Genomic DNA, 22,362 nt, shown 5'->3' with positions numbered 1-22,362 from the left:
CCGACAGGATAACCCTTGTGTCGGACTTTCGGAGGTCAGAACCGCATCTAGAGATGAATCACGGCCAGGTCGAGTCGACCGTAATCACCCTCGCTGTGTTCACTTCGCGGCGGTACGTGGTGAGTTTTCATGATCTGGTCGCCCTGAAGGGTTTCCAGGTGAATGTCGAAGCCCCACAACCGGTGCAGATGTTTCAGTACCTCGTCGGTGGAATCGCCCAAGGGTTTGCGGTCATGTTGCTGGTGACGCAGGGTCAGCGAGCGGTCGCCGCGGCGGTCGATGCTGTAGATCTGCACGTTCGGTTCGCGGTTGCCGAGGTTGTACTGCGCGGCCAGGGTTTCGCGGATGATCCGGTAACCGGTTTCGTCGTGGATCGCAGGCACCAGCAAATCGTCCTTCTGATCGTCATCGAGGATGCTGAAGAGCTTCAGGTCGCGGATCACTTTGGGTGACAGGTACTGGAGGATGAAGCTCTCATCCTTGAAGCTGCTCATGGCGAACTTGATGCTCGACAGCCAGTCGGATCCGGCGATGTCCGGAAACCAGCGCCGGTCTTCCTCGGTGGGGTTTTCGCACATGCGGCGGATGTCGCGATACATCGCGAAGCCCAGTGCGTAAGGGTTGATCCCGTTGTAGTAAGGGCTGTCGAAGCCTGGCTGGAACACCACGCTGGTATGCGAGGTGAGGAATTCCATCATGAACCCGTCGGTCACCAGGCCCTCGTCGTACAGGTCGTTCATCAGGGTGTAGTGCCAGAAGGTGGCCCAGCCCTCGTTCATCACCTGCGTCTGACGCTGTGGATAAAAATACTGGGCGATCTTGCGCACGATCCGCACGATCTCCCGTTGCCACGGCTCCAGCAACGGCGCGTGCTTCTCGATGAAATACAGGATGTTTTCCTGCGGCTCGGCCGGGAACCGGGCGTTGTCCTTGTCGCTGTACTTGTCCGCGCCTTTGGGGATGGTGCGCCACAGATCGTTGATCTGCTTCTGCAGGTGCTCTTCGCGATCCTTCTGCCGCCGGCGTTCTTCCTCGGCGGAAATCGGATACGGACGCTTGTAGCGATCGACCCCGTAATTCATCAGCGCATGGCAGGAGTCGAGCAGGTCCTCCACCGCATCGATACCGTGGCGCTCCTCGCATTGCATGATGTACTGCTTGGCGAACACCAGGTAATCGATGATCGAACTGGCATCGGTCCAGGTGCGGAACAGGTAATTGCCCTTGAAGAAACTGTTATGGCCATAGCACGCGTGTGCCACCACCAGCGCCTGCATGCAGATGGTGTTTTCTTCCATCAGATAGGCAATGCACGGATCCGAGTTGATCACGATCTCGTAGGCCAGCCCCATCTGGCCGCGGCTGTAGGATTTCTCGGTGCTGAGGAAGTGTTTGCCGTAGGACCAGTGGTGATAGCCCAGTGGCATGCCGACCGAGGCATAGGCGTCCATCATCTGTTCGGCGGTGATCACTTCGATCTGGTTGGGATAGGTGTCCAGGGCATAGCCGGCCGCAATCCGGGCGATTTCGCGGTCGTAGGCCTGGATCAGCTCGAACGTCCATTCGGAGCCGGTGGAAATGGGTTGGCGTTTCTGCTCTTTGGCGGTCATGTCACTAACCTGCGCTGGAAGAGTTCACGGAAGACCGGATAGATATCCCCGGCCGAGACCAGTTGCTGCTGGGCAAACGTGTCGGAAAAGGCTTCGGCGATGCGTTCGTATTCGTACCAGAGGGCCTGGTGTTCGCGCGGGGTGATCTCCACATAAGTGTAGTACTGCACAAACGGCATGATCTGATTGATCAGGATGTCGCGGCAGATCGGCGAGTCATCGTTCCAGTTGTCGCCGTCGGAAGCCTGCGCGGCGTAGATGTTCCACTCGTTGCTCGGGTAGCGCTCGGCCATGATCTCCTGCATCAGCTTCAGGGCGCTGGAGACGATGGTGCCACCGGTTTCCCGCGAATAGAAAAACTCTTCCTCGTCCACTTCCCGGGCACTGGTGTGGTGGCGGATGAACACTACGTCGATCTTGTCGTAGTTCCGTTTGAGGAACAGGTACAGCAGGATGAAAAAGCGTTTGGCGATGTCCTTGGTCGCTTGGGTCATCGAGCCGGATACGTCCATCAGGCAGAACATCACCGCTTTCGAGCTGGGGTTGGGTTGCTTGATCAGCAGGTTGTACTTGAGGTCGAACGTATCAAGGAACGGCACGCGGTGGATGCGCGCGCTGAGTTTTTCGATTTCCGCTTCGAGTTCCTGAATATCGCCGAAGTTGTCCGGCTCTTCGCGCTTTAATCGCGCCAGTTCCTCTTTGGTCTCGCGCAGTTTGGCACGGCTGCTGCCGGACAGCGCAATGCGCCGGGCGTGGGCCGAGCGCAGGGTGCGGATGATATTGATCCGTGACGGGTTGCCCTCGTTGCTGATCCCCGCGCGCACGGTCTTGAAGGTGTCGGTACCGCTCAGGTTGCGTTTCACCAGATTCGGCAGTTCAAGGTCCTCGAACATGAACTCGAGGAATTCCTCCTGGGTGATCTGGAAGACGAATTCGTCCATGCCCTCGCCGGAATTGCCAGCCTTGCCGGGACCGCGTCCACCGCCGCCCCCCGGAGGCCTGGCGATGTGTTCGCCAGCAGTGAATTCCTTGTTGCCGGGATGAACCACGGTCTGCTTGCCGCCGCGACCGTGGTGAAGCACCGGTTCGTCGATATCGCGACCGGGAATGCTGATCTGTTCGCCGTGTTCCATGTCGGTGATGGAACGGCGGCTGACTGCCTCTTCGACAGCCTTCTTGATGTGATCACGGTAACGCCGCAGGAAGCGCTGGCGGTTCACCGTGCTCTTGTTCTTGCCATTGAGACGTCGGTCGATCACATAGCTCATACGTGGCCCTCCGGGCAGCTTCAAGTTGTGAGCTGCGAGCCGCAAGTAGAAGCACAGCGTTCACATGCTTTTTTCTTGCAGCTCGTAGCTTGAAGCTTGTAGCTGTTTTACTGCGATTTCCGGACCCGTAGGTACCATTCGGACAGAAGTCTTACCTGTTTGTCGGTGTAGCCGCGTTCGACCATTCGAGTAACGAAGTCGTTGTGTTTCTGTTGATCCTCTTTGCTCGCCTTGGCATTGAAGCTGATGACTGGCAGCAGGTCTTCGGTGTTCGAGAACATTTTCTTCTCGATGACCACCCGCAGTTTCTCGTAGCTGAGCCAGGTCGGGTTCTTGCCGTTGTTGTTGGCTCGGGCGCGCAACACGAAGTTGACGATTTCGTTGCGGAAATCCTTCGGATTGCTGATGCCCGCCGGTTTCTCGATTTTCTCCAGTTCTTCGTTCAGGGCGACACGGTTGAGAATCTCGCCGGTTTCCGGATCGCGGTATTCCTGATCCTGGATCCAGAAGTCCGCATACAGCACATAGCGGTCGAAGATGTTCTGCCCGTACTCGCTGTAAGACTCCAGATAAGCGGTCTGGATCTCCTTGCCGATGAATTCGATATAACGCGGCGCCAGGTATTCCTTGAGGTAGCGCAGGTAGCGTTCGCGGGTCTCGGCCTGGAACTGTTCCTGCTCGATCTGTTGTTCCAGCACATACAACAGGTGCACCGGGTTGGCGGCGATTTCATGCGGATCGAAGTTGAACACCTTGGACAGAATCTTGAACGCGAAACGGGTCGAGAGACCGTTCATGCCTTCGTCGACACCCGCCGAATCGCGGTATTCCTGGATCGACTTGGCCTTTGGATCGGTGTCCTTGAGGTTTTCCCCGTCATAGACGCGCATCTTCGAATAGATGTTGGAGTTTTCCGGCTCCTTGAGGCGCGACAGCACGGTGAACTGCGCCAGCATCTTCAGAGTGTCGGGGGCGCAGTGGGCTTTGGCCAGCGAACTGTTGAACAGCAATTTGTCGTAAATCTTCACCTCGTCGCTGACCCGTAGGCAGTACGGCACTTTGACGATGTAGATCCGGTCGATGAACGCTTCGTTGTTCTTGTTGTTGCGGAAGGTGTGCCACTCCGATTCGTTGGAGTGCGCGAGCAGGATCCCGGTGAACGGAATCGCCCCCAGCCCTTCGGTACTGTTGTAGTTGCCTTCCTGCGTGGCGGTCAGCAATGGGTGCAGCACCTTGATCGGTGCCTTGAACATTTCGACGAATTCCATCAGGCCCTGGTTGGCCCGGCACAGCGCACCGGAGTAGCTGTAGGCGTCGGCGTCGTTCTGTGGGTATTCCTCGAGTTTGCGGATGTCGACCTTACCGACCAGCGCCGAGATGTCCTGGTTGTTCTCGTCGCCCGGTTCGGTCTTGGCCACGGCGATCTGGTTGAGGATCGACGGGTACAGTTTGACCACACGGAACTGGCTGATGTCGCCACCGAATTCGGCCAGGCGTTTGGTCGCCCACGGTGACATGATGGTGTTCAGGTAGCGCCGCGGGATGCCGAAGTCTTCCTCGAGGATCGCGCCATCTTCGGTGGCGTTGAACAGACCCAGAGGCGATTCGAATACCGGCGAGCCCTTGATCGCATAGAAGGGCACTTTTTCCATCAACTGTTTCAGCTTCTCGGCCAGGGACGATTTACCGCCACCGACGGGGCCGAGCAGGTAGAGGATCTGTTTCTTCTCTTCCAGGCCTTGGGCGGCATGGCGGAAATACGAGACGATCTGGTCGATGCATTCTTCCATCCCGTGGAAGTCTTCAAAGGCCGGATAGCGACGAATCACCTTGTTGGAGAAGATCCGCGACAGCCGCGAGTTGGTCGACGTGTCGAGCAGCTCGGGTTCGCCGATGGCCATCAATAGACGCTCGGCGGCGGAAACGTAAGCGCTGCGGTCCTTTTTGCACAGCTCCAGGTACTCCTGCAGCGAGAGTTCTTCCTGGCGTGTGGACTCGAAGCGTTGTTGGAAGTGGCTAAAGATACTCATGACGTCACCTCGCTCGATACGTGGAGCCGACGCCGGATCACTCAGTCGATGCTGGCAAGCAGCCGTGGTGGCTGCCTGTTTACCCCCCAGAACACTTTCGCGGTCGACAACCTTGAAAGTCACTCCCGATGACCCGTGCGCCGGTGTACCGGCTCTCCCCTGTTTTGGATGGCCTGGGCTTAAGGATAGTTGGGAATTCGGGAGGTAAAGGCGAGATACGTAATTAGTTGTGGCAGACCGTTCGTCTGCCGCGCGCAGGCCCACGGCAGCCGGGGCCTGCGCGTGACAAAAAAATTATTCGGCGGTGCCTTGCGCGGTTTCCGACGGATAAGTCGCACGCCACAGCTCGAAGCCGCCGTCCATGCTGTAGACGTCGGAGAAGCCCTGGCTGATCAGGTAGGCGGCCGCGCCCTGGCTGGAATTGCCGTGGTAGCAGACGACAACGGTCGGTGCATCGAGGTCGGCGCCTTGAATGAAGGCGTGCAGCGAGTGGTTGTCCAGATGCTTCGAACCGCTGATATGCAGGGCGGCAAAAGTTGCAGGATCACGGACATCGACCACGACTGCGCCTTGCTCACGCAGGGCATGGGCCTGTTCCGGGGGGATTCGTTTGAATTCGCTCATGGCGGGTTCCTGTAGCTCGGCAGAGTGCGCAGTCTAACGCGGGGCGCTGACTGGTGGAGTTTCGGGGATAAGTGGTGCGACTGATGGCGCAAGCCCGCCGTGTTCATCGCATTTGCATGACACGCGCTCGCCGCTGTCGACGTTCATCAGGGTCAGGCTGCCGCCCCAGACACAACCGGTGTCCAGTGCCGAGATGCCCGGTTCACGGACATCGCCTTCCAGCGCGGCCCAGTGGCCGAAAATGATGCGCAGACCGCGGGTCTTGCGCTCTTTGTGCTGGAACCATGGCTTATAGCCGGGCGGGGCAGTGTCGAGACCTTCCTTGCTCTTGAGGTCGAGCTTGCCCTCGGCGGTGCAGAAGCGCATGCGGGTGAAATAGTTGGTGATGACACGCAGGCGGGTCACGCCCGTGAGCTCGCTGTCCCACTTCGCCGGCTCATTGCCGTACATGCCATCGAGATACAGCGGAAACAGGTTGTCGTCACGCAGTGCCGCTTCGGCCTCGGCCGCGTACTTCAGGGCCTTGCGCAAGGACCACTGCGGTGGGATGCCTGCGTGCACCATGGCTACTTCGCGTTGTTCGTCGTAGTGCATGAGTTTCTGCTGGCGCAGCCACTCGAGCAGATCGGCTGCGTCGGGGGCTTCAATGATCTCGCGCAGGGTATCGGACTTCTTCAGGCGCTCAATGTTGTTGGCCGCAGCGAGCAGGTGCAGGTCATGGTTACCCAGTACGCAAACCAGCGAATCGCGCATGCCGTAGAGAAAACGCAGGGTCTCCAGCGATTGCGGGCCGCGGTTGACCAGGTCGCCGACCAGCCACAGCCGATCGAGCTTCGGGTCGAAAGCCACTTGCTTGAGCAGACATTTGAGCGGTTCGAGGCAGCCTTGCAGGTCGCCGACGGCGTACGTCGTCATCAGTGCAGGGCTCCGGGGACGGCGAGGCGGAAAGGTTTGATGATCGCGTCGAAATGCTTGCCGTCATCGGCGACCATTTCGTAAGTGCCCTCCATGGTGCCGACCTTGGTGGTCATCACCGTGCCGCTGCTGTAGGTGTGGCTTTTGCCAGCCTCGATCAGCGGTTGCTGGCCGACGACGCCAGCGCCGCGAACCTCTTCGACATGCCCGTCACCGTCGGTAATCACCCAATGTCGTGACATCAGCTGGGCAGGGCGCTCGCCATTGTTCTGCACGGTGATGGTGTAGGCGAAGGCGAAGCGGTTGTGCTCGGGTTGCGATTGTTCTGCCAGGTAGCGGGTAACGACACTGACGTCGACCTGATAACGAGAATCGGACATGCAAAAGGGCCTTAAGCAAAGCGGACGCGAGGCGTAGCTGATGGGGAATCAGTCTAGGCAAGTATCGGGCAGTAAACCAGAGTGGCGTCCCGCCCGATAGCGTTCATCGCCGGTCAGTCGGCGGTGGAGGCGGGGGCTTGCTCGCTAAGCTTGTCGGCCAGGCGCACGAATGCGGCCAGGTCCAGTTGCTCGGGGCGCAAGCTGCCATCGACGCCGGCGGCTTCGATTTCGGCGGCGGTCATCAATTGCTTGAGGGTGTTGCGCAGGGTCTTGCGACGCTGGTTGAAGGCTTCGCGAACGACGCGCTCGAGCAGGCGATGATCCTTGGCCGGGTGCGGCAGTACCGCGTGCGGCACCAGACGGACGATGGCCGAGTCGACCTTCGGCGGCGGGTTGAACGCGCCCGGGCCGACGTTGAACAGGTGTTCCACACGGCAGTGATACTGAACCATGATCGACAGACGACCCCAGTCCCCGCCACCCGGGCCTGCGGCCAGGCGCTCGACCACTTCCTTCTGCAACATGAAGTGCATGTCGCGAATGATGCCGGCGTTGTTCAGCAGGTGGAAAATCAGCGGCGTTGAGATGTTGTACGGCAGGTTGCCGACCACGCGCAGGCTGTTCGGCGCAGCGTTGAGGGTGTTGAAGTCGAACTTCAGCGCATCGCCCTGATGCAGGTTGAAGTTGCTCTTGCCGGCAAACTGCTGGTTGAGGATCGGGATCAGGTCCTTGTCCAGTTCCACCACGTCGAGCTGCGCACCGGAGTTGAGCAGGCCAGCGGTCAGCGCGCCCTGGCCCGGGCCGATTTCCAGCATGCGGTCGCCGGATTTGGCACTGATGGAGCGCAGGATGCGGTCGATGACGCCGGCGTCGTGCAGGAAGTTCTGGCCAAAGCGTTTGCGCGCCTTGTGTTGGTATTGCTCGGTCATAAACGGGTCTCGGCCATCTGGTAGGCGGTTTCCAGGGCGACCTGCAGGCTGCCGGTGTCGATCTTGCCGCTGCCGGCCAGATCCAGGGCGGTGCCGTGATCGACCGAGGTGCGGATGATCGGCAGGCCAAGGGTAATGTTGACTGCGGCGCCGAAGCCTTTGTACTTCAGCACGGGCAGGCCCTGGTCGTGGTACATCGCCAGCACTGCGTCGCAGTGCTCCAGATATTTGGGGGTAAACAGAGTGTCGGCAGGCAGCGGGCCACGAAGGTCCATGCCCTCGCCGCGCAGGCGCTCTAAGGTAGGTTCGATGATGTCGATTTCTTCATGGCCCAGGTGTCCGCCTTCACCGGCGTGCGGGTTGAGCCCGCAGACCAGGATGCGTGGCCGGGCGATGCCGAATTTGTCTTGCAGCTCGGCGTGCAGAATCCGCGTGACCCGTTCCAGCCGTTCCGGCGTGATCGCATCGGCGATCTCGCGCAGGGGCAGGTGAGTGGTGACCAGTGCCACGCGCAAGCCGCGGGTGGCGAGCATCATGACCACTTGTGCGGTATGAGTCAGGTCAGCGAGAAATTCTGTGTGCCCGGAGAACGGGATGCCGGATTCATTGATCACGCCTTTATGTACAGGGGCGGTGATCATCCCGGCGAAGTCGCCGTTCAGGCAGCCGTTGCCGGCGCGGGTCAGGGTTTCCAGAACGAAGGCAGCGTTGGCCTTGTCCAGTTGCCCGGCAACCACGGGAGCGCTCAGCGGAGTGTCCCAGACGTACAGGCTACCGGCGGGTGCCGGCATATCCGGCCATTGGCCGGGTGCCACCTCCCGCAAAGAGACGGCCAGCCCCAGCTGCGCGGCCCGCTCGGTGAGCAGGTCGCGGCTGGTGATGGCAATCAGGGGGTGTGGCTGGGCTTGCGAGGCGAGCAGCAGGCACAGGTCGGGACCGATGCCGGCTGGTTCGCCGGGTGTCAGCGCGAAACGCTTGGGTTTCACTGCGCTGCCTGGTCTGCACCAGGGAGTTTGATTTCTACGTAGGCTTCTTCACGAATCTGACGCAGCCAGTTTTGCAGCTCTTCATCGTATTTTTTGTTACGCAGAACGGTCATCGCTTGTTGCTCGCGAGCCTGCTCGGTGCTGTCGGTGGCGCGGCGGCCAAGGACTTCCAGTACGTGCCAGCCGTACTGGGTCTGGAACGGCTTGGACAGCTGACCTTGCGGGGTCTTGGCCATCACTTCGCGGAATTCCGGTACCAGTGCGTTCGGGTCGATCCAGTTCAGGTCGCCACCGTTGAGCGCCGAACCCGGGTCTTCGGAGTAGTTCTTCGCCAGTTCAGCGAAGTCTTCGCCAGCCAGGATGCGCTCGTACAGCGATTGCACCAGGGCTTTGGTCTTGGCTTCGTCACGGATCGGGCTTGGCTTGACCAGGATGTGGCGCACATGCACCTCATCACGCATCTGCGCTTCGCCACCACGTTTGGCCAGCAACTTGAGGATGATGAAACCACCTGGGGTACGTGCAGGCTGAGTGATGTCGCCAACGGCCATGCTGCTCAGCTCACGATCGAACGGCGGTGGCAGTTGCGCAGCTTTACGCCAGCCCATGTCGCCGCCTTCCAGAGCGTTGTCGCTGCCGGATTTGGCAACGGCCATCTGACCGAAGTCAGCGCCTTGCTTGAGCTTCTGGTAAACGTCCATCGCCTGACGGTAAGCGCTCTGAATCGCATCAGAGTTGGCGCTTTCCGGTGTAGGAATCAGGATGTTGGCCAGGTGCAGTTCTTCGGACAGCTGCATCTTGCCCAGGTCGGAGGCGAGGAAGTTCTTCACTTCCTGCTCGGAGACCTGGATGCGCTCTGCCACGCGACGCTGACGCACACGGCTGATGATCATCTCGCGCTTGATCTGGTCACGGGCGTCGTCATAGGACAAGCCGTCGTGAGCCAGGGCGGCGCGGAATTGATCCACGGTCATGTTGTTGCGCTGGGCAATGGTGCCGACAGCCTGGTTCAGCTCTTCATCGGTAATGCGGATGCCGGAGCGCTCGCCGATCTGCAGTTGCAGGTTTTCGACGATCAAGCGCTCGAGCACCTGCTGATCCAGCACGCCTGGAGGCGGCATGCCGCCGCCACGCTTGGCGATGGTCTGCTGAACTTCGTGGACGCGCTGGTCCAGTTGGCTCTGCATGACCACGTCGTTATCAACGATCGCGACCACTTTATCGATGGACTGTACTGCGGCGTTGGCCGCAGTACCCAGGAACAGCGCGCCCAGCAGCAGCGGGCGCAGAGAATCAGAAAGCTTGGTCTTCACGTTGACGATAACCTTGGATGCCTTTGTCGAGGAAGCTCTCTACCTTGGCGCCAGTCAGGCCGCCGAGTCCCTTCAGAACAATTTGGAGGAAGACGCCGTGGTCGCCTTTTTCGTTTTGCGGAGCTTCCTGACTGAATTCGTCGTAGGAAACCCAGTAACGGTTGATCAGGCGCAGTTTCCAGCAGCAGTTGTCGTATTCGAAACCACCGAAGGCTTCCAGCGTACGGTTGCGGTTGTAGTCGTACTGCCAGCGGCTGATCGCGCTCCACTGCGGAACGATTGGCCAGATGACCGAGAAGTCATGCTGCTGGATCTTGTAGTAGTCCTTCACGTAGCCAGGCTGGCCCGGGGTGCCATAGTCACCGCCACCAACGGCCCACTTACCGGTGTTCTGGTCGTAACGGATCTGGTCGTTGCGATAGCGATAACCGACGTTGACCACCTTGTTCGGGTTGTCTTCAGGCTGGTAATGGAACATCGCGCTGCCGGAACGCGGGCTGCGACTGTCCGGATCCCAGTTGTAGTCGGCAGTGGTGCGCCAGTCACGGTTCCAGCGATATTCGTATTCCAGAGCGTACGGTGATACGTCGGATTGGGCGTCTTTACGATCGTTGAACGCGATGCCTGGCAGTTGGACTTCACGATCCTTGAAGTAGTAAGCCTGGCCGACGCTGATGCGCTGACGCTCGAAACCATTGTCTTCGATCCAGCGACTGGTCACGCCCAGCGACAGCTTGTTCTCGTCGCCGACACGGTCGGAGCCGGAGAAGCGGTTGTCGCGGAACAGCGATGCGTAGTTGAAGGTGTATTCACTGGTATCGAATACCGGAATGTCTTCCTGATCGACCTTGGGTACATAGAGGTAGAACAGACGCGGCTCCAGGGTCTGGCGATAGTTCTTGCCGAAGTACGACGTGTTGCGGTCGAAGTACAGGCCGCTGTCGACGCTGGCGATTGGTACGCCACGGTTCTGGTTGCTGTCGAACTTGCCATTGAGCTTCTGGTTTTCCGGAGACATTGCAGCAATCTGCGATTTGCCAGTGCCATCCAGATCCAGTTGGTACTGGGTGTACTGGTACTTGAGCGACGGCTTCAGGAAGCCGTAGGTCCAGTTCATCGGGAGGCTGACGCCAGGCTTCAGGTTCAGACGGTCGCCGTTGGCGCGCGCCAAGCCTTGTACGTTGGTGTCCAGGCGTGGCGTAACGGTGCCATCTTCATCGGTGAAGTTGCCGTTTTTCAGATCACGATCAAACCGCACAATCTCGGTCTCGTAATCGAAGTTCAAACCTTCCGGGTGATACGGCAGCTGACCATTGAAGGTGATCTGCGGCAGACGACCATAAGGCGTGATGTTCGAAACGGTCGCGAGTTGGTACTGCTGAGCGTTCAACGTGGCGGTATACGAGTCGCCACGATAGGAAACCAGACCTTGCTGGTTCACGAAGTCAGCACTTTTCACGCCGATCTGATCAGTGGTCAGATCCTGGAAGTAATACGGATCGCTGATCTTGGTGTAGTCGACCTGAGTCATCACACGGGAGTCGAGACCGCCCTTGTGCTGCCAGTTGTACATGTAGCGATTTTTTTCGTAATCGGACTGCTTGCTGCGATCGGTATCTTCGTCGTTCAGATACGCCGCACCAAACTGGCCTTCGCTGGACTTGGTCAGGTAACGGAACTCGCCTTCGACCAGCATGCCGCGCTTGCTCATGTAACGCGGGTACAACGTGGCATCGTAGTTCGGCGCCAGGTTGAAGTAGTACGGGGTCACCAGCATGAAGCCGGTATCGCTGCCGGTGCCGATGGTCGGCGGCAGGAAGCCCGATTGACGACGATCGTCGATCGGGAAGTAGATGTACGGCGTGTACAGGATCGGAATGTCCTTGACCCGCAGTGTCACGTTGGTCGCGGTACCGAAGCCGGTGGCAGGGTTCAGGGTGATGTTGTTGCCCTTGAGCTGCCAGGCGTTGCTGTTCGGTTCGCACGTGGTATACGTGCCGTCCTTCAAGCGGATGATCGCGTTCTCGGCACGCTTGGCGTACAGCGCGTTACCGCGGATGCGCGATTTGTGCATCACGTATTCGGCGTTGTCGACCTTGGCTTCACCGGTGTCGAGCTGCACATCGGCGTGGTCGCCGACGATCAGTGCGCCGTTGTCGCGAATGCGCACGTCGCCATTGAGTTCGGCGCGGCTCTCGGCCTGATACAGGCTGGCCTCGTCGGACTCGACCTGCATGCTGCCCTGACGCAGGACCACGTCGCCGGCCAGCGTACCCACCTGATCTTCGGTGTTGTAGCGCGAGGCCTTGGCGCCGATAAAGGTCGGTGCGTCACTTTTATTCGTCTTGTCATTCATGCCAGGACGAATCGGTTCGATATAGGAACCAGAGCAGTAAGGACCGGTCTCGGCCAATTGGGCGGCGGTGAGCTTCTCGCGCGGAACCCAGTCGAGGTGACTGTAGTCTTCGCTACGGGATTTCAGGCCGCGGCCTTTGGCTTCGGTGACCAGCACAGGCTTGGCGCCGGTGTCGGATGTGGAACCGTTCTGGGTCGGGGCTTCGCCGGCGGCGCTGACAGCGCTGCCGTCATGCACCGGACGCGGCGGCAATGCAGCTGCCGGCGTCTTGGGCGCACACGCCCAGCCACCCGTTGCCGAGACGGCGCAGTCATACTGCTCGGCGGCAACAACGAATTGACTGGCCAGAGGTTGCATAGCCAGCAGACTGCCGGTTACCAACAACGGAAATTTTTTACGAAACGCGGGGGATTTCAATGCCATCTTATTAGTCCGGGCTTCCTGCGTGCCATCTGCCCGCGGTGTGGGCCGCACGCCTCTCGATGGTCTGAAAAAGATGCTGGATAATAAAGCATGACCCGCTTGACGGCTAGCGCCGTCGGAGACCCTTGCAATGCCTGACCAAGATGTACGCTTGCAACACCTGAAAGTTTGGCTCGATGAGCAGTTGGCAATCCTGTTTGCAGATCAGGGCTGGGGCGCCGTGCCCCCGGCCACGTTGACCGCGGCCAGCAGCGACGCGAGTTTCCGCCGGTATTTCCGTTGGGAAGGCGCGGGTCGCAGTTTCGTCGTGATGGACGCGCCACCGCCCCAGGAAAACTGCAAACCGTTCGTGGATATCGCCTTTTTGCTGGCGAAATCCGGAATTAACGTGCCGAAAATTTATGCAGAAGACCTCGAACGCGGATTTCTTTTGCTCAATGACCTGGGCAACAAGACCTATCTGGACGTAATCGACAGCGAAAATGCCGACGCTTTGTTCAGCGATGCCCTGCAGGCGCTGTTGGCTTTTCAGCAATTGCCGATGGTCGCACCGCTGCCGAGTTACGACGTGGCACTGCTGCGCCGCGAGCTGGAACTGTTCCCCGAGTGGTACGTAAAGCGCGAACTCGGCATCGAGTTCGACGCGGCACAGCAGCAACAATGGCAAGCCGTCAGCGATCTGCTGATCGACAGCGCCCTGGCCCAGCCGAAAGTGCTGGTGCACCGCGACTACATGCCGCGCAATCTGATGCTCAGCGAGCCGAATCCGGGCGTACTGGACTTTCAGGATGCGGTCTACGGCCCGGTCACCTACGACGTCACCTGCCTGTTCAAGGACGCTTTCCTCAGTTGGCCTGAAGAGCGCGTGCGTGGCTGGCTGGAAAGCTACTGGCAGCAAGCCTCGGCGCTGGACATCCCGGTGCAAGCGGATTTCGAAGACTTCCTGCGTGCCAGCGACCTGATGGGCGTACAACGCCACCTGAAAGTCATCGGCATCTTCGCCCGCATCTGCCATCGCGATGGCAAGCCGCGCTACCTGGCCGACGTGCCGCGTTTCTTCGCCTATATAGAAGCGGTGCTTGCGCGTCGTCCTGAACTGGCGGATCTGCAGGCGTTGCTCGCCAGTCTGCGTGGCGGAGCGACTGCATGAAGGCGATGATTCTGGCGGCAGGCAAGGGCGAGCGCATGCGCCCGCTGACCCTGACCACCCCCAAGCCGCTGGTGCGTGCCGGCGGCGTGCCGTTGATCGAATATCACCTGCGCGCGCTGGCGGCGGCTGGTTTCAGCGAGATCGTGATCAACCATGCCTGGCTCGGTCAGCAGATCGAAGATTACCTGGGCGACGGTTCGCAGTTCGGCGTGAGTATCCAGTACTCGCCGGAAGGTGAGCCGCTGGAAACCGGCGGCGGGATTTTCCGCGCCTTGCCGTTGCTCGGTGACGATGCGTTTCTGGTGGTCAACGGTGACATCTGGACCGATTACGACTTCAGCGTGCTGCATCAACCGATCAACGGTTTGGCGCATCTCGTACTGGCGGACAACCCGGCTCATCATCCGACGGGCGATTTCACCCTGACTGACGGCCGGGTACAGGATGGCCAGCAAGGCGCGCAAACCCTGACCTACAGCGGCATCGCCGTGCTCCATCCGCAGCTGTTCGATGGCTGCGCGGACGGCGCATTCAAGCTCGCACCACTGCTGCGCAAAGCCATGGCTGACGGACAGGTCAGCGGTGAGCGTCTGAAAGGTCACTGGGTGGATGTCGGTACGCATGAGCGTCTGGCCGAAGCTGAAGCATTGATAGAAGCGAGTCGTTGATATGTTGTGGCCAGGGACTCTGATTGGAGCCGGAGCGGGTTTTGCGATTGCCAGCATTCCGGGGGCCATGCTTGGGGCATTGTTGGGACAGGCGCTGGATCGGCGCCTGCACCTGCAAAGCTGGGGGCACTTGCGGGAAAAACTCGGCGGACGGCCGATGTTGCGCAACGACGAATTGCTGTTCGTGTTGCTCGGGCGTCTGGCCAAGAGTGACGGGCGAGTGACGGACGGCCATATCCAGCAGGCGCGCAATGAAATGAACGCCCTGGAAATGAGCGAACCGGCACGGCGACGGGCGATTGCTGCGTTCAATCGCGGCAAGGCCGGCGGCGACCGCCTGCGCGGTTATCTGCGCCGCCTGAGTGCTCAGCCGCATGCCGCCGAGGGCGTGTTGCGCGCCTGCTGGCGGATGGTCTGGGCCGACGGTCGTGCGGGCGTCAGTGAGCGTGAATTGTTGGCGCAGTGGGGCAAGTGGCTGGGTTGGACAACCCACCAGATTCAGGCGCTGGCCAATGATTACGAGCCCAATAAACGGCCGATTGTCAGTGCCGCGGTGAGTTATCAGGAAGCGATGCGCCTGCTCGGGGTGTCGGCGACCAGCGAGCCGGCGCAGATCAAGCGCGCCTATCGCCGGCTGCTCAGTCGTCATCACCCGGACAAGATCGCCGGCAGCGGCGCGACGCCGGAGCAGGTGCGTGACGCGACCGAGAAAACCCGCGAGCTGCACAACGCGTTTACCCTGATTCGGGCGCGGCGGGATTTTCGCTGATCGTTGCCGTTAAAGATGGGGCGGCTGAAATGGCCTCATCGCGAGCAGGCTCGCTCCCACACTGATCGCATTCCTACAGATGGAATGCATTCAAATGTGGGAGCGAGCCTGCTCGCGAATGGGGCGACTCGGTCTATCAGTCAGTCTTCTGCGGATTCAACCAGCCACGCACCCGCCGGAACATTTGTTCCTGCTCAGCCTTTTTATCCGGTAACGCCTTGAGCGCCACTTGGCTGAAGGTCGAAGTCTTCAAGCGCTTGCTGGCCTGCATGCGCTCCAGCGCCGCGTTGCGATCCAGCGCCTTGTCCATGTAGAAAATGTCGGCGGTCGGCAACTTCAGGGTCGGTGTCAGCTCGGCCAATTGTGGCTTGGCCTTGCTCGGCGTTTGCGCATCGACCATCACCAGTTTCTCGACCTGGGAACTCTGCCGCTCGCTGAGAAAGCGCGCTGCCCAGTACGCGCCCGTACCGTGACCGAGGACCACGACCCGGCGTGCGCTTTGCTGCTCGGCGTAGGCGATCGCCGCATCGATCCGCGCAAAGATCCGTTCGGCATCAGCCTTGGATTGTTCTTCAGTCGTTTCGGCGACCACCTGATCCGCCACTTCCGCTTCACCGCCCGCCGCCTGTTCGATCGGTTGCGCAGTGGTGGAATCCTTGCTGCCACTTTCCGGGGCTTTCGGCGCGGCGGCGGGCGCAATCACCCGCGGTGCAATGACATCGCTTTGCAGATCCGGCAGGGTGATACTCAGGCTGCTCCACTCGACATCGGGCAATTTGCTGCGCAGTGGGCCGATCACTTGCGGCCAGTCAGCGGTTTCGCCGGCGCCGGGGACGATAATCACCGCACCTTTGGGCTCGGCAGTGTTGGCCGGTTTCCACAGGGCGAGGAAAGTATCGGCGCCGGCCTGCAATTGCTGCTGTTCTTGTGCCGGGACTTTGCGTTCCAGTGCTGCGGCTTCTTCCTGACTACGCTCAAGCAGTGGCTGGCGTTCGGCCGGTTTTTCGGCGGCCGGTTGCTCGGCGGTGGAGGCGGGCGCCGGATCGGCGGCTTCGACGGAAAACGCACAAGGCAGGATCAGCGACAGGCACAATGCTGGCATTGCCAGGCGGTAGACAGAGGGCATCGGTTATTCCAGGCCAGAAAAGTATCCCGGCAGCCTAATGGGTTGGTCAGAATTTGTCAGTGCAAGAGACTTCAATGATGCGTTTTTGCTGCCTGTGGGTTATCGGCTGGTTGTGTTTTCCCTTGATGGGCTGGGCGGCGTCTGCGCCGGCGGCACATGCAGCGCTGTTGACGCCCGGCGAGCAGCAATGGCTGGCGCAGCACCGTGAGCTGCGTGTTGGCCTGGTATTGCAGGCGCCGTACGCGCAATACGACCGGCGCTTGCAGCGCTTGTCCGGGGCCAATGTCGAATTGATGAAGGCGCTGGCCAAAACCCTGAACGTCGAGCTGAGCTGGCGCAATTTTCAGGACCTGGCGCAACTGGAAGACGCCGCCCGCGAAGGTGAAATCGACATCGCCCCGGGCCTGACCCAGACCCCGGGTGCGCTGCGCCTGTGGCTGTTTTCCGATCCTTACATGCGTGTGCCGCAACTGGTGGTCAGCGACCAGAAGAGCGGCGGCGTGGTCGAGCTGGAAAAGCTTGACAGCCTGTCCCGCGTCGCGGTGCGCATGCCCAGCGTCACCGCCGATTATTTGCGCAGCAATTATCCGCACCTGAATCTGCAAGGCGTGCCGCTGGAGCGTCAGGCGCTGCAACTGTTGTTGACTCAACAAGCGTCCTACGCCGTGATAGATGAAGCGCAACTCGGGCGGTTGTCCGCCGAACCTGAGTTCGCCGGGTTGGTGGTGGTCGGCGATATCGGCTTGCCGCAGCTGTTGCGGGTTGCCACGCGGCGCGACTGGCCGCAATTGGCCGGGATCATCGAAAGCGCCTTGCGAGCGATTCCGGCCAAGGATCTGGAGCGCCTGCACAACCAATGGCTGCAACCCAAGTACCCACGGCTGACGGAATCGCCGGGGTTCTGGCAGAACCTCAGCCTGTTGTTTGCGGTGTTGTTGCTCAGTTGCCTGGCCATCGTTGTCTGGCAACGACGCCAGCAACACAGCCTCGAACAGCGTCTGCTGGCTGCACGTGAAGACATCGCCCTGCGCGCGGCCAGCGAAGAAGCCTTGCGCCTGACCCAGTTTTCCATCGACCAAAGCACCGTCGGCATTCTCTGGGTCAACTGGGATAGCCATGTGCGCTACGCCAACCGCGCTGCGGAGCACATGCTCGGTTATCCACAGGGCGCGCTGATCGAACGGCCGCTGATCGACTTCGAACCCGACCTGCACATGGATCGCTGGCTCAACCTGTGGAAACGCGCGCGGGCCAGTGAAGAAGGGCCGCTGAGTTTTGAAACCAGTTGCGTGCGCGCCGATGGCAGCATCCTGCCGGCGGACGTCTCGCTGAGTTTTCTGCGTTTTCGCGACAGCGAGTATCTGGTGGTTTATCTCACCGACGTCACCGAGCGCCGCCGCGCCCTGGCCGCGTTGCAGGAAAGTGAAGCGCGCCTGCAAGGCATCGCCGCCAACGTACCGGGGCTGGTGTTTCGCCTGGAGCGGGCGCCGGTGACCGGGCAGATCGATTTCGCCTACATCAGCGAGGGCAGCGAGAGTCTGGTCGGCTATGCGCCGGCCGCCATCGCCCATCGCGACATGGGCTTGCGCAGTCTGGTGCACCCGGACGACAAGGCCAGTTATCACCAGACCCAGGATCAGGCGCTGGACACCGACAGTGACTGGTCGTGGCAGGGTCGCATCCTCACCCGTCAGGGCGAGCAGCGCTGGGCCGAGATCAAGGCAATCACCCGACAGCTGGAGGATGGCGCCTATGTCTGGGACGGCATCGTCTGGGACATCAGCGAAAGCAAACGTATCGAGCTGGAGCTGGCCGCCTCCCGCGAGCAACTGCGCGAATTGTCGGCGCACCTGGAAAGCGTGCGCGAAGAAGAAAAGGCGCGGATCGCCCGGGAAGTGCACGATGAACTGGGGCAGATGCTCACGGTGCTGAAACTGGAAACCTCGATGTGCGAACTGGCCTATGCGCAGCTCGACCCGGGGCTGCACGAGCGCTTGAACAGCATGAAGCGCCTGATCGCCCAGTTGTTCCAACTGGTGCGTGATGTGGCGACGGCGTTGCGCCCGCCGATTCTCGATGCCGGGATTGCTTCAGCGATCGAGTGGCAGGCGCGGCGCTTCGAGGCGCGTACGCAGATTCCGTGTCTGGTGCAGGTGCCGGACAATCTGCCGGCGCTCAGCGATGCCAAGGCGATCGGGCTGTTCCGAATCCTGCAGGAGGCGCTGACCAACGTCATGCGCCATGCTCAGGCGCATACTGTGGAGCTGACACTGGCGCTGGAAGGCGACGAGTTGTGTCTGACGGTCAGCGACGATGGCGTAGGCTTTGTCGCTGCGGCGGATCGGCCGACGTCCTTTGGTTTGGTCGGTATGCGCGAGCGGGTACTGATCATGGGCGGACGCTTGTTGCTTGAGAGTGAGCCGGGGGAGGGCACCAGTCTGAATGTGTGGGTGCCGGTGAATGAGGTTTGAAGGTTGTGGTGTTTGAGCTGACGCTATCGCGAGCAGGCTCGCTCCCACATTGGAATGCACTTCCCTGTGGGAGCGAGCCTGCTCGCGAATGACCTTGGCGCTGAATAAGAATAATGGAGAACAACGTGATCCGTGTATTGGTAGCCGAAGACCACACCATCGTCCGTGAAGGCATCAAGCAATTGATCGGCCTGGCCAAGGACCTGCAAGTGGTGGGGGAGGCGAGCAATGGCGAACAGTTGCTCGAAACCCTACGCAGCGTGCCGTGTGAAGTGGTGTTGCTGGACATCTCGATGCCTGGCGTCAATGGGTTGGAGGCGATCCCGCGGATTCGCGCGCTGAACAATCCACCCGCGATTCTGGTGCTGTCGATGCACGACGAGGCGCAAATGGCCGCCCGTGCGCTGAAGGTCGGCGCCGCCGGCTATGCGACCAAGGACAGCGATCCGGCATTGTTGTTGACGGCGATTCGCAAAGTGGCGGCCGGCGGACGCTACATCGACCCGGAACTGGCCGACCGCATGGTCTTCGAAGTCGGCCTGACCGACACGCGTCCGTTGCATTCGCTGCTGTCCGAGCGTGAGTTCTCGGTGTTCGAACGCCTGGCCCAAGGCGCCAACGTCAACGACATCGCCCAGCAACTGGCGCTGAGCAGCAAGACCATCAGCACCCACAAGGCGCGGCTGATGCAGAAGCTCAACATCACCTCGCTGGCCGAGCTGGTCAAATACGCGATGGAACACAAACTCCTCTAAAGATCACCGCAGTTAAAACTGTAGGAGTGAGCCTGCTCGCGATAGCGGTCTGTCAGGCAACACTTCAGTGACTGAGCCACCGCTATCGCGAGCAGGCTCACTCCTACAGGGGATCTTCATAGCGCCCGAAATTGCGAGCATATCCATTAGCGACAACCGCTTTTGCTTGTTCTCGTGGCTCGCAGCATGGCGCTCGTCGCTCGCTTGCCAAAACGCGCCATCCTTGTAGGGCAATCCCTACCCCCAACCTTCCATCCGGCTGAGGCGATTCTCTCCTGCGCCCCGATTTGCGTGGCTGGCGCCAGCCACTAGGCTTAATCCACAGCAGTTACCAATAACAAAGGTGTGGGTATGAGCCAGGTCGATTCAAACGCAGGGGCCAGTGACGTGCTGGTCAGCTTTCGTGGAGTGCAGAAGAGCTACGACGGCGAGAACCTGATCGTCAAAGACCTCAACCTGGACATTCGCAAAGGCGAGTTCCTGACTCTGCTCGGACCGTCCGGCTCGGGCAAGACCACCAGCCTGATGATGCTCGCCGGGTTCGAAACCCCGACCGCCGGCGAAATCCTCCTGGCCGGCCGTGCAATCAACAACGTGCCGCCGCACAAGCGCGACATCGGCATGGTGTTCCAGAACTACGCGCTGTTCCCGCACATGACCGTGGCCGAGAATCTGGCCTTCCCGCTGACCGTACGTGGCCTGAACAAGAGCGACGTCAGCGACAAGGTCAAGAAAGTCCTGAGCATGGTCCAGCTCGACGCCTTCGCTTCGCGTTATCCGGCACAACTCTCCGGCGGTCAGCAGCAGCGTGTAGCGCTGGCCCGGGCGCTGGTGTTCGAACCGCAACTGGTGCTGATGGACGAACCGCTGGGCGCACTCGACAAGCAACTGCGCGAACACATGCAGATGGAGATCAAACACCTGCACCAGCGCCTCGGCGTGACCGTGGTCTATGTGACCCACGACCAGGGTGAAGCCTTGACCATGTCCGACCGCGTCGCCGTGTTTCATCAGGGCGAGATCCAGCAGATCGCGCCACCGCGCACGCTCTACGAAGAACCGAAAAACACCTTCGTCGCCAACTTCATCGGCGAGAACAACCGCCTCAATGGCCGTCTGCTCAGCCAGAGCGGCGAGCGGTGCGTGGTCGAGCTGGGTCGGGGCGAGAAGGTCGAGGCGCTGGCGGTCAACGTCGGCCAGACCGGCGAGCCGGTGACCCTGTCGATCCGCCCGGAGCGCGTCAGCCTCAACGGTTCGAGCGACCAATGTGTCAACCGCTTCTCAGGGAGGGTGGCGGAATTCATCTATCTGGGCGACCACGTCCGGGTGCGCCTGGAAGTCTGCGGCAAGACCGACTTCTTCGTGAAACAACCGATTGCCGAGCTCGATCCAGCGCTCGCGGTCGGCGACGTGGTTCCGCTTGGCTGGCAGGTCGAGCACGTTCGCGCACTCGATCCTCTTCTAGAGGCGCACTAAGCGCCCCGGCAATACCAACACCAACCCTGCACGTGGAGAGAACAATAAATGTTGAGATCCCTGAAGTTCACCGCCCTGACCCTGGGCCTGATGGGTGCGGCCAGCGCAATGGCCGCCGGTCCCGATCTGACTGTGGTGTCATTTGGCGGGGCGAACAAGGCAGCGCAAGTCAAAGCCTTCTACGCACCGTGGGAAGCGGCGGGCAACGGCAAGATCGTTGCCGGCGAGTACAACGGCGAAATGGCCAAGGTCAAAGCCATGGTCGACACCAAGAGCGTGTCGTGGGATCTGGTGGAAGTCGAATCGCCAGAGCTGTCCCGTGGTTGCGATGAAGACATGTTCGAACAGCTCGACCCGGCCCTGTTCGGCAAAACCGAGGATTACGTCAAAGGCGCAATTCAGCCGTGCGGCGTGGGCTTCTTCGTCTGGTCGACCGTGCTCGCGTACAACGCCGACAAGCTGAAAACCGCGCCAACCAGTTGGGCCGATTTCTGGGACACCAAGAAATTCCCGGGCAAGCGTGGCCTGCGCAAAGGCGCCAAGTACACCCTGGAATTCGCGCTGATGGCCGACGGTGTTGCACCGAAAGACGTCTACAAAGAGCTGGCGAGCAAGGGAGGACAGGATCGCGCGTTCAAGAAACTCGATGAACTCAAGCCGAGCATTCAGTGGTGGGAAGCCGGCGCGCAACCACCGCAATACCTTGCTTCCGGTGACGTGGTCATGAGCTCGGCCTACAACGGTCGCATCGCCGCCGTGCAGAAAGAATCCAACCTGAAAGTGGTGTGGAACGGCGGCATCTACGACTTCGATGCGTGGGCCATCCCGAAAGGTCTGGACGCCAAGCGCGCCGAAGCGGCGAAGAAATTCATCGCCTACTCGGTTCAGCCGCAGCAACAGAAGACCTACTCGGAAAACATCGCCTACGGCCCGGCCAACACCCAAGCCGTACCGCTGCTGAGCAAGGACGTGCTGAAAGACATGCCGACCACCCCGGAAAACATCGCCAACCAGGTGCAGATCGACGTCAGCTTCTGGGCTGACAACGGCGAGCAACTGGAGCAGCGCTTCAATTCCTGGGCTGCGAAATAAGCAAGGCCTGGTGATGGTGGG

The 22,362-nt window shown here is 60.4% G+C and carries 18 protein-coding genes; 7 read left to right on the top strand and 11 right to left on the bottom strand.

Features of this window, described 5'->3' with window-relative positions; all coding sequences use genetic code 11:
- Positions 1-47: 47 nt before the first annotated feature.
- The 10 genes from AC3WMV_RS18515 to AC3WMV_RS18470 all read right to left on the bottom strand — a co-directional run bounded on the left by AC3WMV_RS18515 (position 48) and on the right by AC3WMV_RS18470 (position 12,834).
- Positions 48-1,610, bottom strand: a complete 1,563-nt coding sequence (locus AC3WMV_RS18515) for a SpoVR family protein (RefSeq protein ID WP_027610714.1) — start codon at positions 1,608-1,610, stop codon at positions 48-50.
- Positions 1,607-2,878, bottom strand: coding sequence for a YeaH/YhbH family protein (locus tag AC3WMV_RS18510; protein ID WP_103368684.1), 1,272 nt, complete (start codon positions 2,876-2,878; stop codon positions 1,607-1,609). The genes AC3WMV_RS18515 and AC3WMV_RS18510 overlap by 4 nt, the downstream gene beginning before the upstream one ends.
- 107 nt (positions 2,879-2,985) lie before the next feature.
- Entirely contained in the window at positions 2,986-4,908 is a 1,923-nt protein-coding gene (locus AC3WMV_RS18505) for a PrkA family serine protein kinase (protein WP_003228848.1), read from the bottom strand.
- 294 nt (positions 4,909-5,202) lie between these two features.
- Positions 5,203-5,532 (bottom strand): thiosulfate sulfurtransferase GlpE, encoded by a 330-nt coding sequence (gene glpE / locus AC3WMV_RS18500; protein ID WP_027610715.1) that lies wholly within the window; start codon positions 5,530-5,532, stop codon positions 5,203-5,205.
- A 33-nt stretch (positions 5,533-5,565) separates the two neighbouring features.
- Positions 5,566-6,447, bottom strand: a complete 882-nt coding sequence (locus AC3WMV_RS18495; RefSeq protein WP_027610716.1) for a symmetrical bis(5'-nucleosyl)-tetraphosphatase — start codon at positions 6,445-6,447, stop codon at positions 5,566-5,568.
- A complete protein-coding gene (apaG, locus tag AC3WMV_RS18490) occupies positions 6,447-6,827 on the bottom strand; it encodes a Co2+/Mg2+ efflux protein ApaG (protein ID WP_027610717.1) in 381 nt (126 codons plus the stop codon). Before apaG ends, AC3WMV_RS18495 begins: the two co-directional genes overlap by 1 nt.
- Positions 6,828-6,940: 113 nt before the next feature.
- Positions 6,941-7,756 carry a 16S rRNA (adenine(1518)-N(6)/adenine(1519)-N(6))-dimethyltransferase RsmA gene (gene rsmA / locus AC3WMV_RS18485; RefSeq protein WP_103368683.1) on the bottom strand — a complete coding sequence of 272 codons (816 nt, stop codon included), beginning with the start codon at positions 7,754-7,756 and terminating at the stop codon, positions 6,941-6,943.
- Complete coding sequence (gene pdxA / locus AC3WMV_RS18480) at positions 7,753-8,742, bottom strand: 4-hydroxythreonine-4-phosphate dehydrogenase PdxA (RefSeq protein ID WP_103368682.1); 990 nt, start codon at positions 8,740-8,742, stop codon at positions 7,753-7,755. Before pdxA ends, rsmA begins: the two co-directional genes overlap by 4 nt.
- A complete protein-coding gene (locus tag AC3WMV_RS18475) occupies positions 8,739-10,055 on the bottom strand; it encodes a peptidylprolyl isomerase (RefSeq protein ID WP_103368681.1) in 1,317 nt (438 codons plus the stop codon). Before AC3WMV_RS18475 ends, pdxA begins: the two co-directional genes overlap by 4 nt.
- Complete coding sequence (locus tag AC3WMV_RS18470; RefSeq protein WP_103368680.1) at positions 10,036-12,834, bottom strand: LPS-assembly protein LptD; 2,799 nt, start codon at positions 12,832-12,834, stop codon at positions 10,036-10,038. The genes AC3WMV_RS18475 and AC3WMV_RS18470 overlap by 20 nt, the downstream gene beginning before the upstream one ends.
- Before the next feature lie 130 nt (positions 12,835-12,964).
- Here AC3WMV_RS18470 and AC3WMV_RS18465 point away from each other — a divergent pair, with 130 nt between their 5' ends.
- The 3 genes from AC3WMV_RS18465 to AC3WMV_RS18455 are packed head-to-tail and all read left to right on the top strand — an operon-like array spanning position 12,965 to position 15,421.
- Complete coding sequence (locus AC3WMV_RS18465) at positions 12,965-13,984, top strand: aminoglycoside phosphotransferase family protein (protein ID WP_097089139.1); 1,020 nt, start codon at positions 12,965-12,967, stop codon at positions 13,982-13,984.
- Positions 13,981-14,652: an N-acetylmuramate alpha-1-phosphate uridylyltransferase MurU gene (gene murU, locus AC3WMV_RS18460; protein ID WP_027610723.1), complete on the top strand. Its 672-nt coding sequence runs from the start codon at positions 13,981-13,983 to the stop codon at positions 14,650-14,652. Before AC3WMV_RS18465 ends, murU begins: the two co-directional genes overlap by 4 nt.
- Before the next feature lies 1 nt (position 14,653).
- Complete coding sequence (locus AC3WMV_RS18455; protein WP_103368679.1) at positions 14,654-15,421, top strand: TerB family tellurite resistance protein; 768 nt, start codon at positions 14,654-14,656, stop codon at positions 15,419-15,421.
- Between the two features lie 136 nt (positions 15,422-15,557).
- On the opposite strand, the gene AC3WMV_RS18450 is transcribed toward AC3WMV_RS18455, so the two are convergent.
- Complete coding sequence (locus AC3WMV_RS18450; protein WP_027610725.1) at positions 15,558-16,547, bottom strand: alpha/beta hydrolase family protein; 990 nt, start codon at positions 16,545-16,547, stop codon at positions 15,558-15,560.
- Between the two features lie 74 nt (positions 16,548-16,621).
- On the opposite strand from AC3WMV_RS18450, the gene AC3WMV_RS18445 reads away from it, so the two are divergent.
- From AC3WMV_RS18445 to AC3WMV_RS18430, 4 genes are all read left to right on the top strand, one after another.
- Positions 16,622-19,018 carry a PAS domain-containing sensor histidine kinase gene (locus AC3WMV_RS18445; protein ID WP_103368678.1) on the top strand — a complete coding sequence of 799 codons (2,397 nt, stop codon included), beginning with the start codon at positions 16,622-16,624 and terminating at the stop codon, positions 19,016-19,018.
- A 125-nt stretch (positions 19,019-19,143) separates the two neighbouring features.
- Positions 19,144-19,773, top strand: a complete 630-nt coding sequence (locus tag AC3WMV_RS18440; RefSeq protein ID WP_003228820.1) for a response regulator — start codon at positions 19,144-19,146, stop codon at positions 19,771-19,773.
- Positions 19,774-20,124: 351 nt separating this feature from the next.
- Entirely contained in the window at positions 20,125-21,249 is a 1,125-nt protein-coding gene (locus AC3WMV_RS18435) for an ABC transporter ATP-binding protein (protein WP_007966453.1), read from the top strand.
- A 48-nt stretch (positions 21,250-21,297) separates the two neighbouring features.
- A complete protein-coding gene (locus tag AC3WMV_RS18430) occupies positions 21,298-22,341 on the top strand; it encodes an ABC transporter substrate-binding protein (protein WP_027610727.1) in 1,044 nt (347 codons plus the stop codon).
- Positions 22,342-22,362 lie beyond the last annotated feature (21 nt).

This window comes from Pseudomonas sp. FW305-3-2-15-E-TSA4, assembly GCF_058787295.1.
Note: the sequence above shows the minus strand (reverse complement) of the source record. Positions and strands in the feature narration are given on the sequence as shown.

Excerpts from the sequence above, each read along its gene's own strand:
- AC3WMV_RS18465 (WP_097089139.1), top strand. The coding sequence starts at position 12,965 with ATGCCTGACCAAGATGTACGCTTGCAACACCTGAAAGTTTGGCTCGAT.
- glpE (WP_027610715.1), bottom strand. The coding sequence starts at position 5,532 with ATGAGCGAATTCAAACGAATCCCCCCGGAACAGGCCCATGCCCTGCGT.
- AC3WMV_RS18450 (WP_027610725.1), bottom strand. The coding sequence starts at position 16,547 with ATGCCCTCTGTCTACCGCCTGGCAATGCCAGCATTGTGCCTGTCGCTG.
- apaG (WP_027610717.1), bottom strand. The coding sequence starts at position 6,827 with ATGTCCGATTCTCGTTATCAGGTCGACGTCAGTGTCGTTACCCGCTAC.
- AC3WMV_RS18470 (WP_103368680.1), bottom strand. The coding sequence starts at position 12,834 with ATGGCATTGAAATCCCCCGCGTTTCGTAAAAAATTTCCGTTGTTGGTA.
- AC3WMV_RS18515 (WP_027610714.1), bottom strand. The coding sequence starts at position 1,610 with ATGACCGCCAAAGAGCAGAAACGCCAACCCATTTCCACCGGCTCCGAA.
- AC3WMV_RS18505 (WP_003228848.1), bottom strand. The coding sequence starts at position 4,908 with ATGAGTATCTTTAGCCACTTCCAACAACGCTTCGAGTCCACACGCCAG.
- AC3WMV_RS18445 (WP_103368678.1), top strand. The coding sequence starts at position 16,622 with ATGATGCGTTTTTGCTGCCTGTGGGTTATCGGCTGGTTGTGTTTTCCC.
- AC3WMV_RS18435 (WP_007966453.1), top strand. The coding sequence starts at position 20,125 with ATGAGCCAGGTCGATTCAAACGCAGGGGCCAGTGACGTGCTGGTCAGC.
- murU (WP_027610723.1), top strand. The coding sequence starts at position 13,981 with ATGAAGGCGATGATTCTGGCGGCAGGCAAGGGCGAGCGCATGCGCCCG.
- rsmA (WP_103368683.1), bottom strand. The coding sequence starts at position 7,756 with ATGACCGAGCAATACCAACACAAGGCGCGCAAACGCTTTGGCCAGAAC.
- AC3WMV_RS18495 (WP_027610716.1), bottom strand. The coding sequence starts at position 6,447 with ATGACGACGTACGCCGTCGGCGACCTGCAAGGCTGCCTCGAACCGCTC.
- AC3WMV_RS18455 (WP_103368679.1), top strand. The coding sequence starts at position 14,654 with ATGTTGTGGCCAGGGACTCTGATTGGAGCCGGAGCGGGTTTTGCGATT.
- AC3WMV_RS18430 (WP_027610727.1), top strand. The coding sequence starts at position 21,298 with ATGTTGAGATCCCTGAAGTTCACCGCCCTGACCCTGGGCCTGATGGGT.
- AC3WMV_RS18510 (WP_103368684.1), bottom strand. The coding sequence starts at position 2,878 with ATGAGCTATGTGATCGACCGACGTCTCAATGGCAAGAACAAGAGCACG.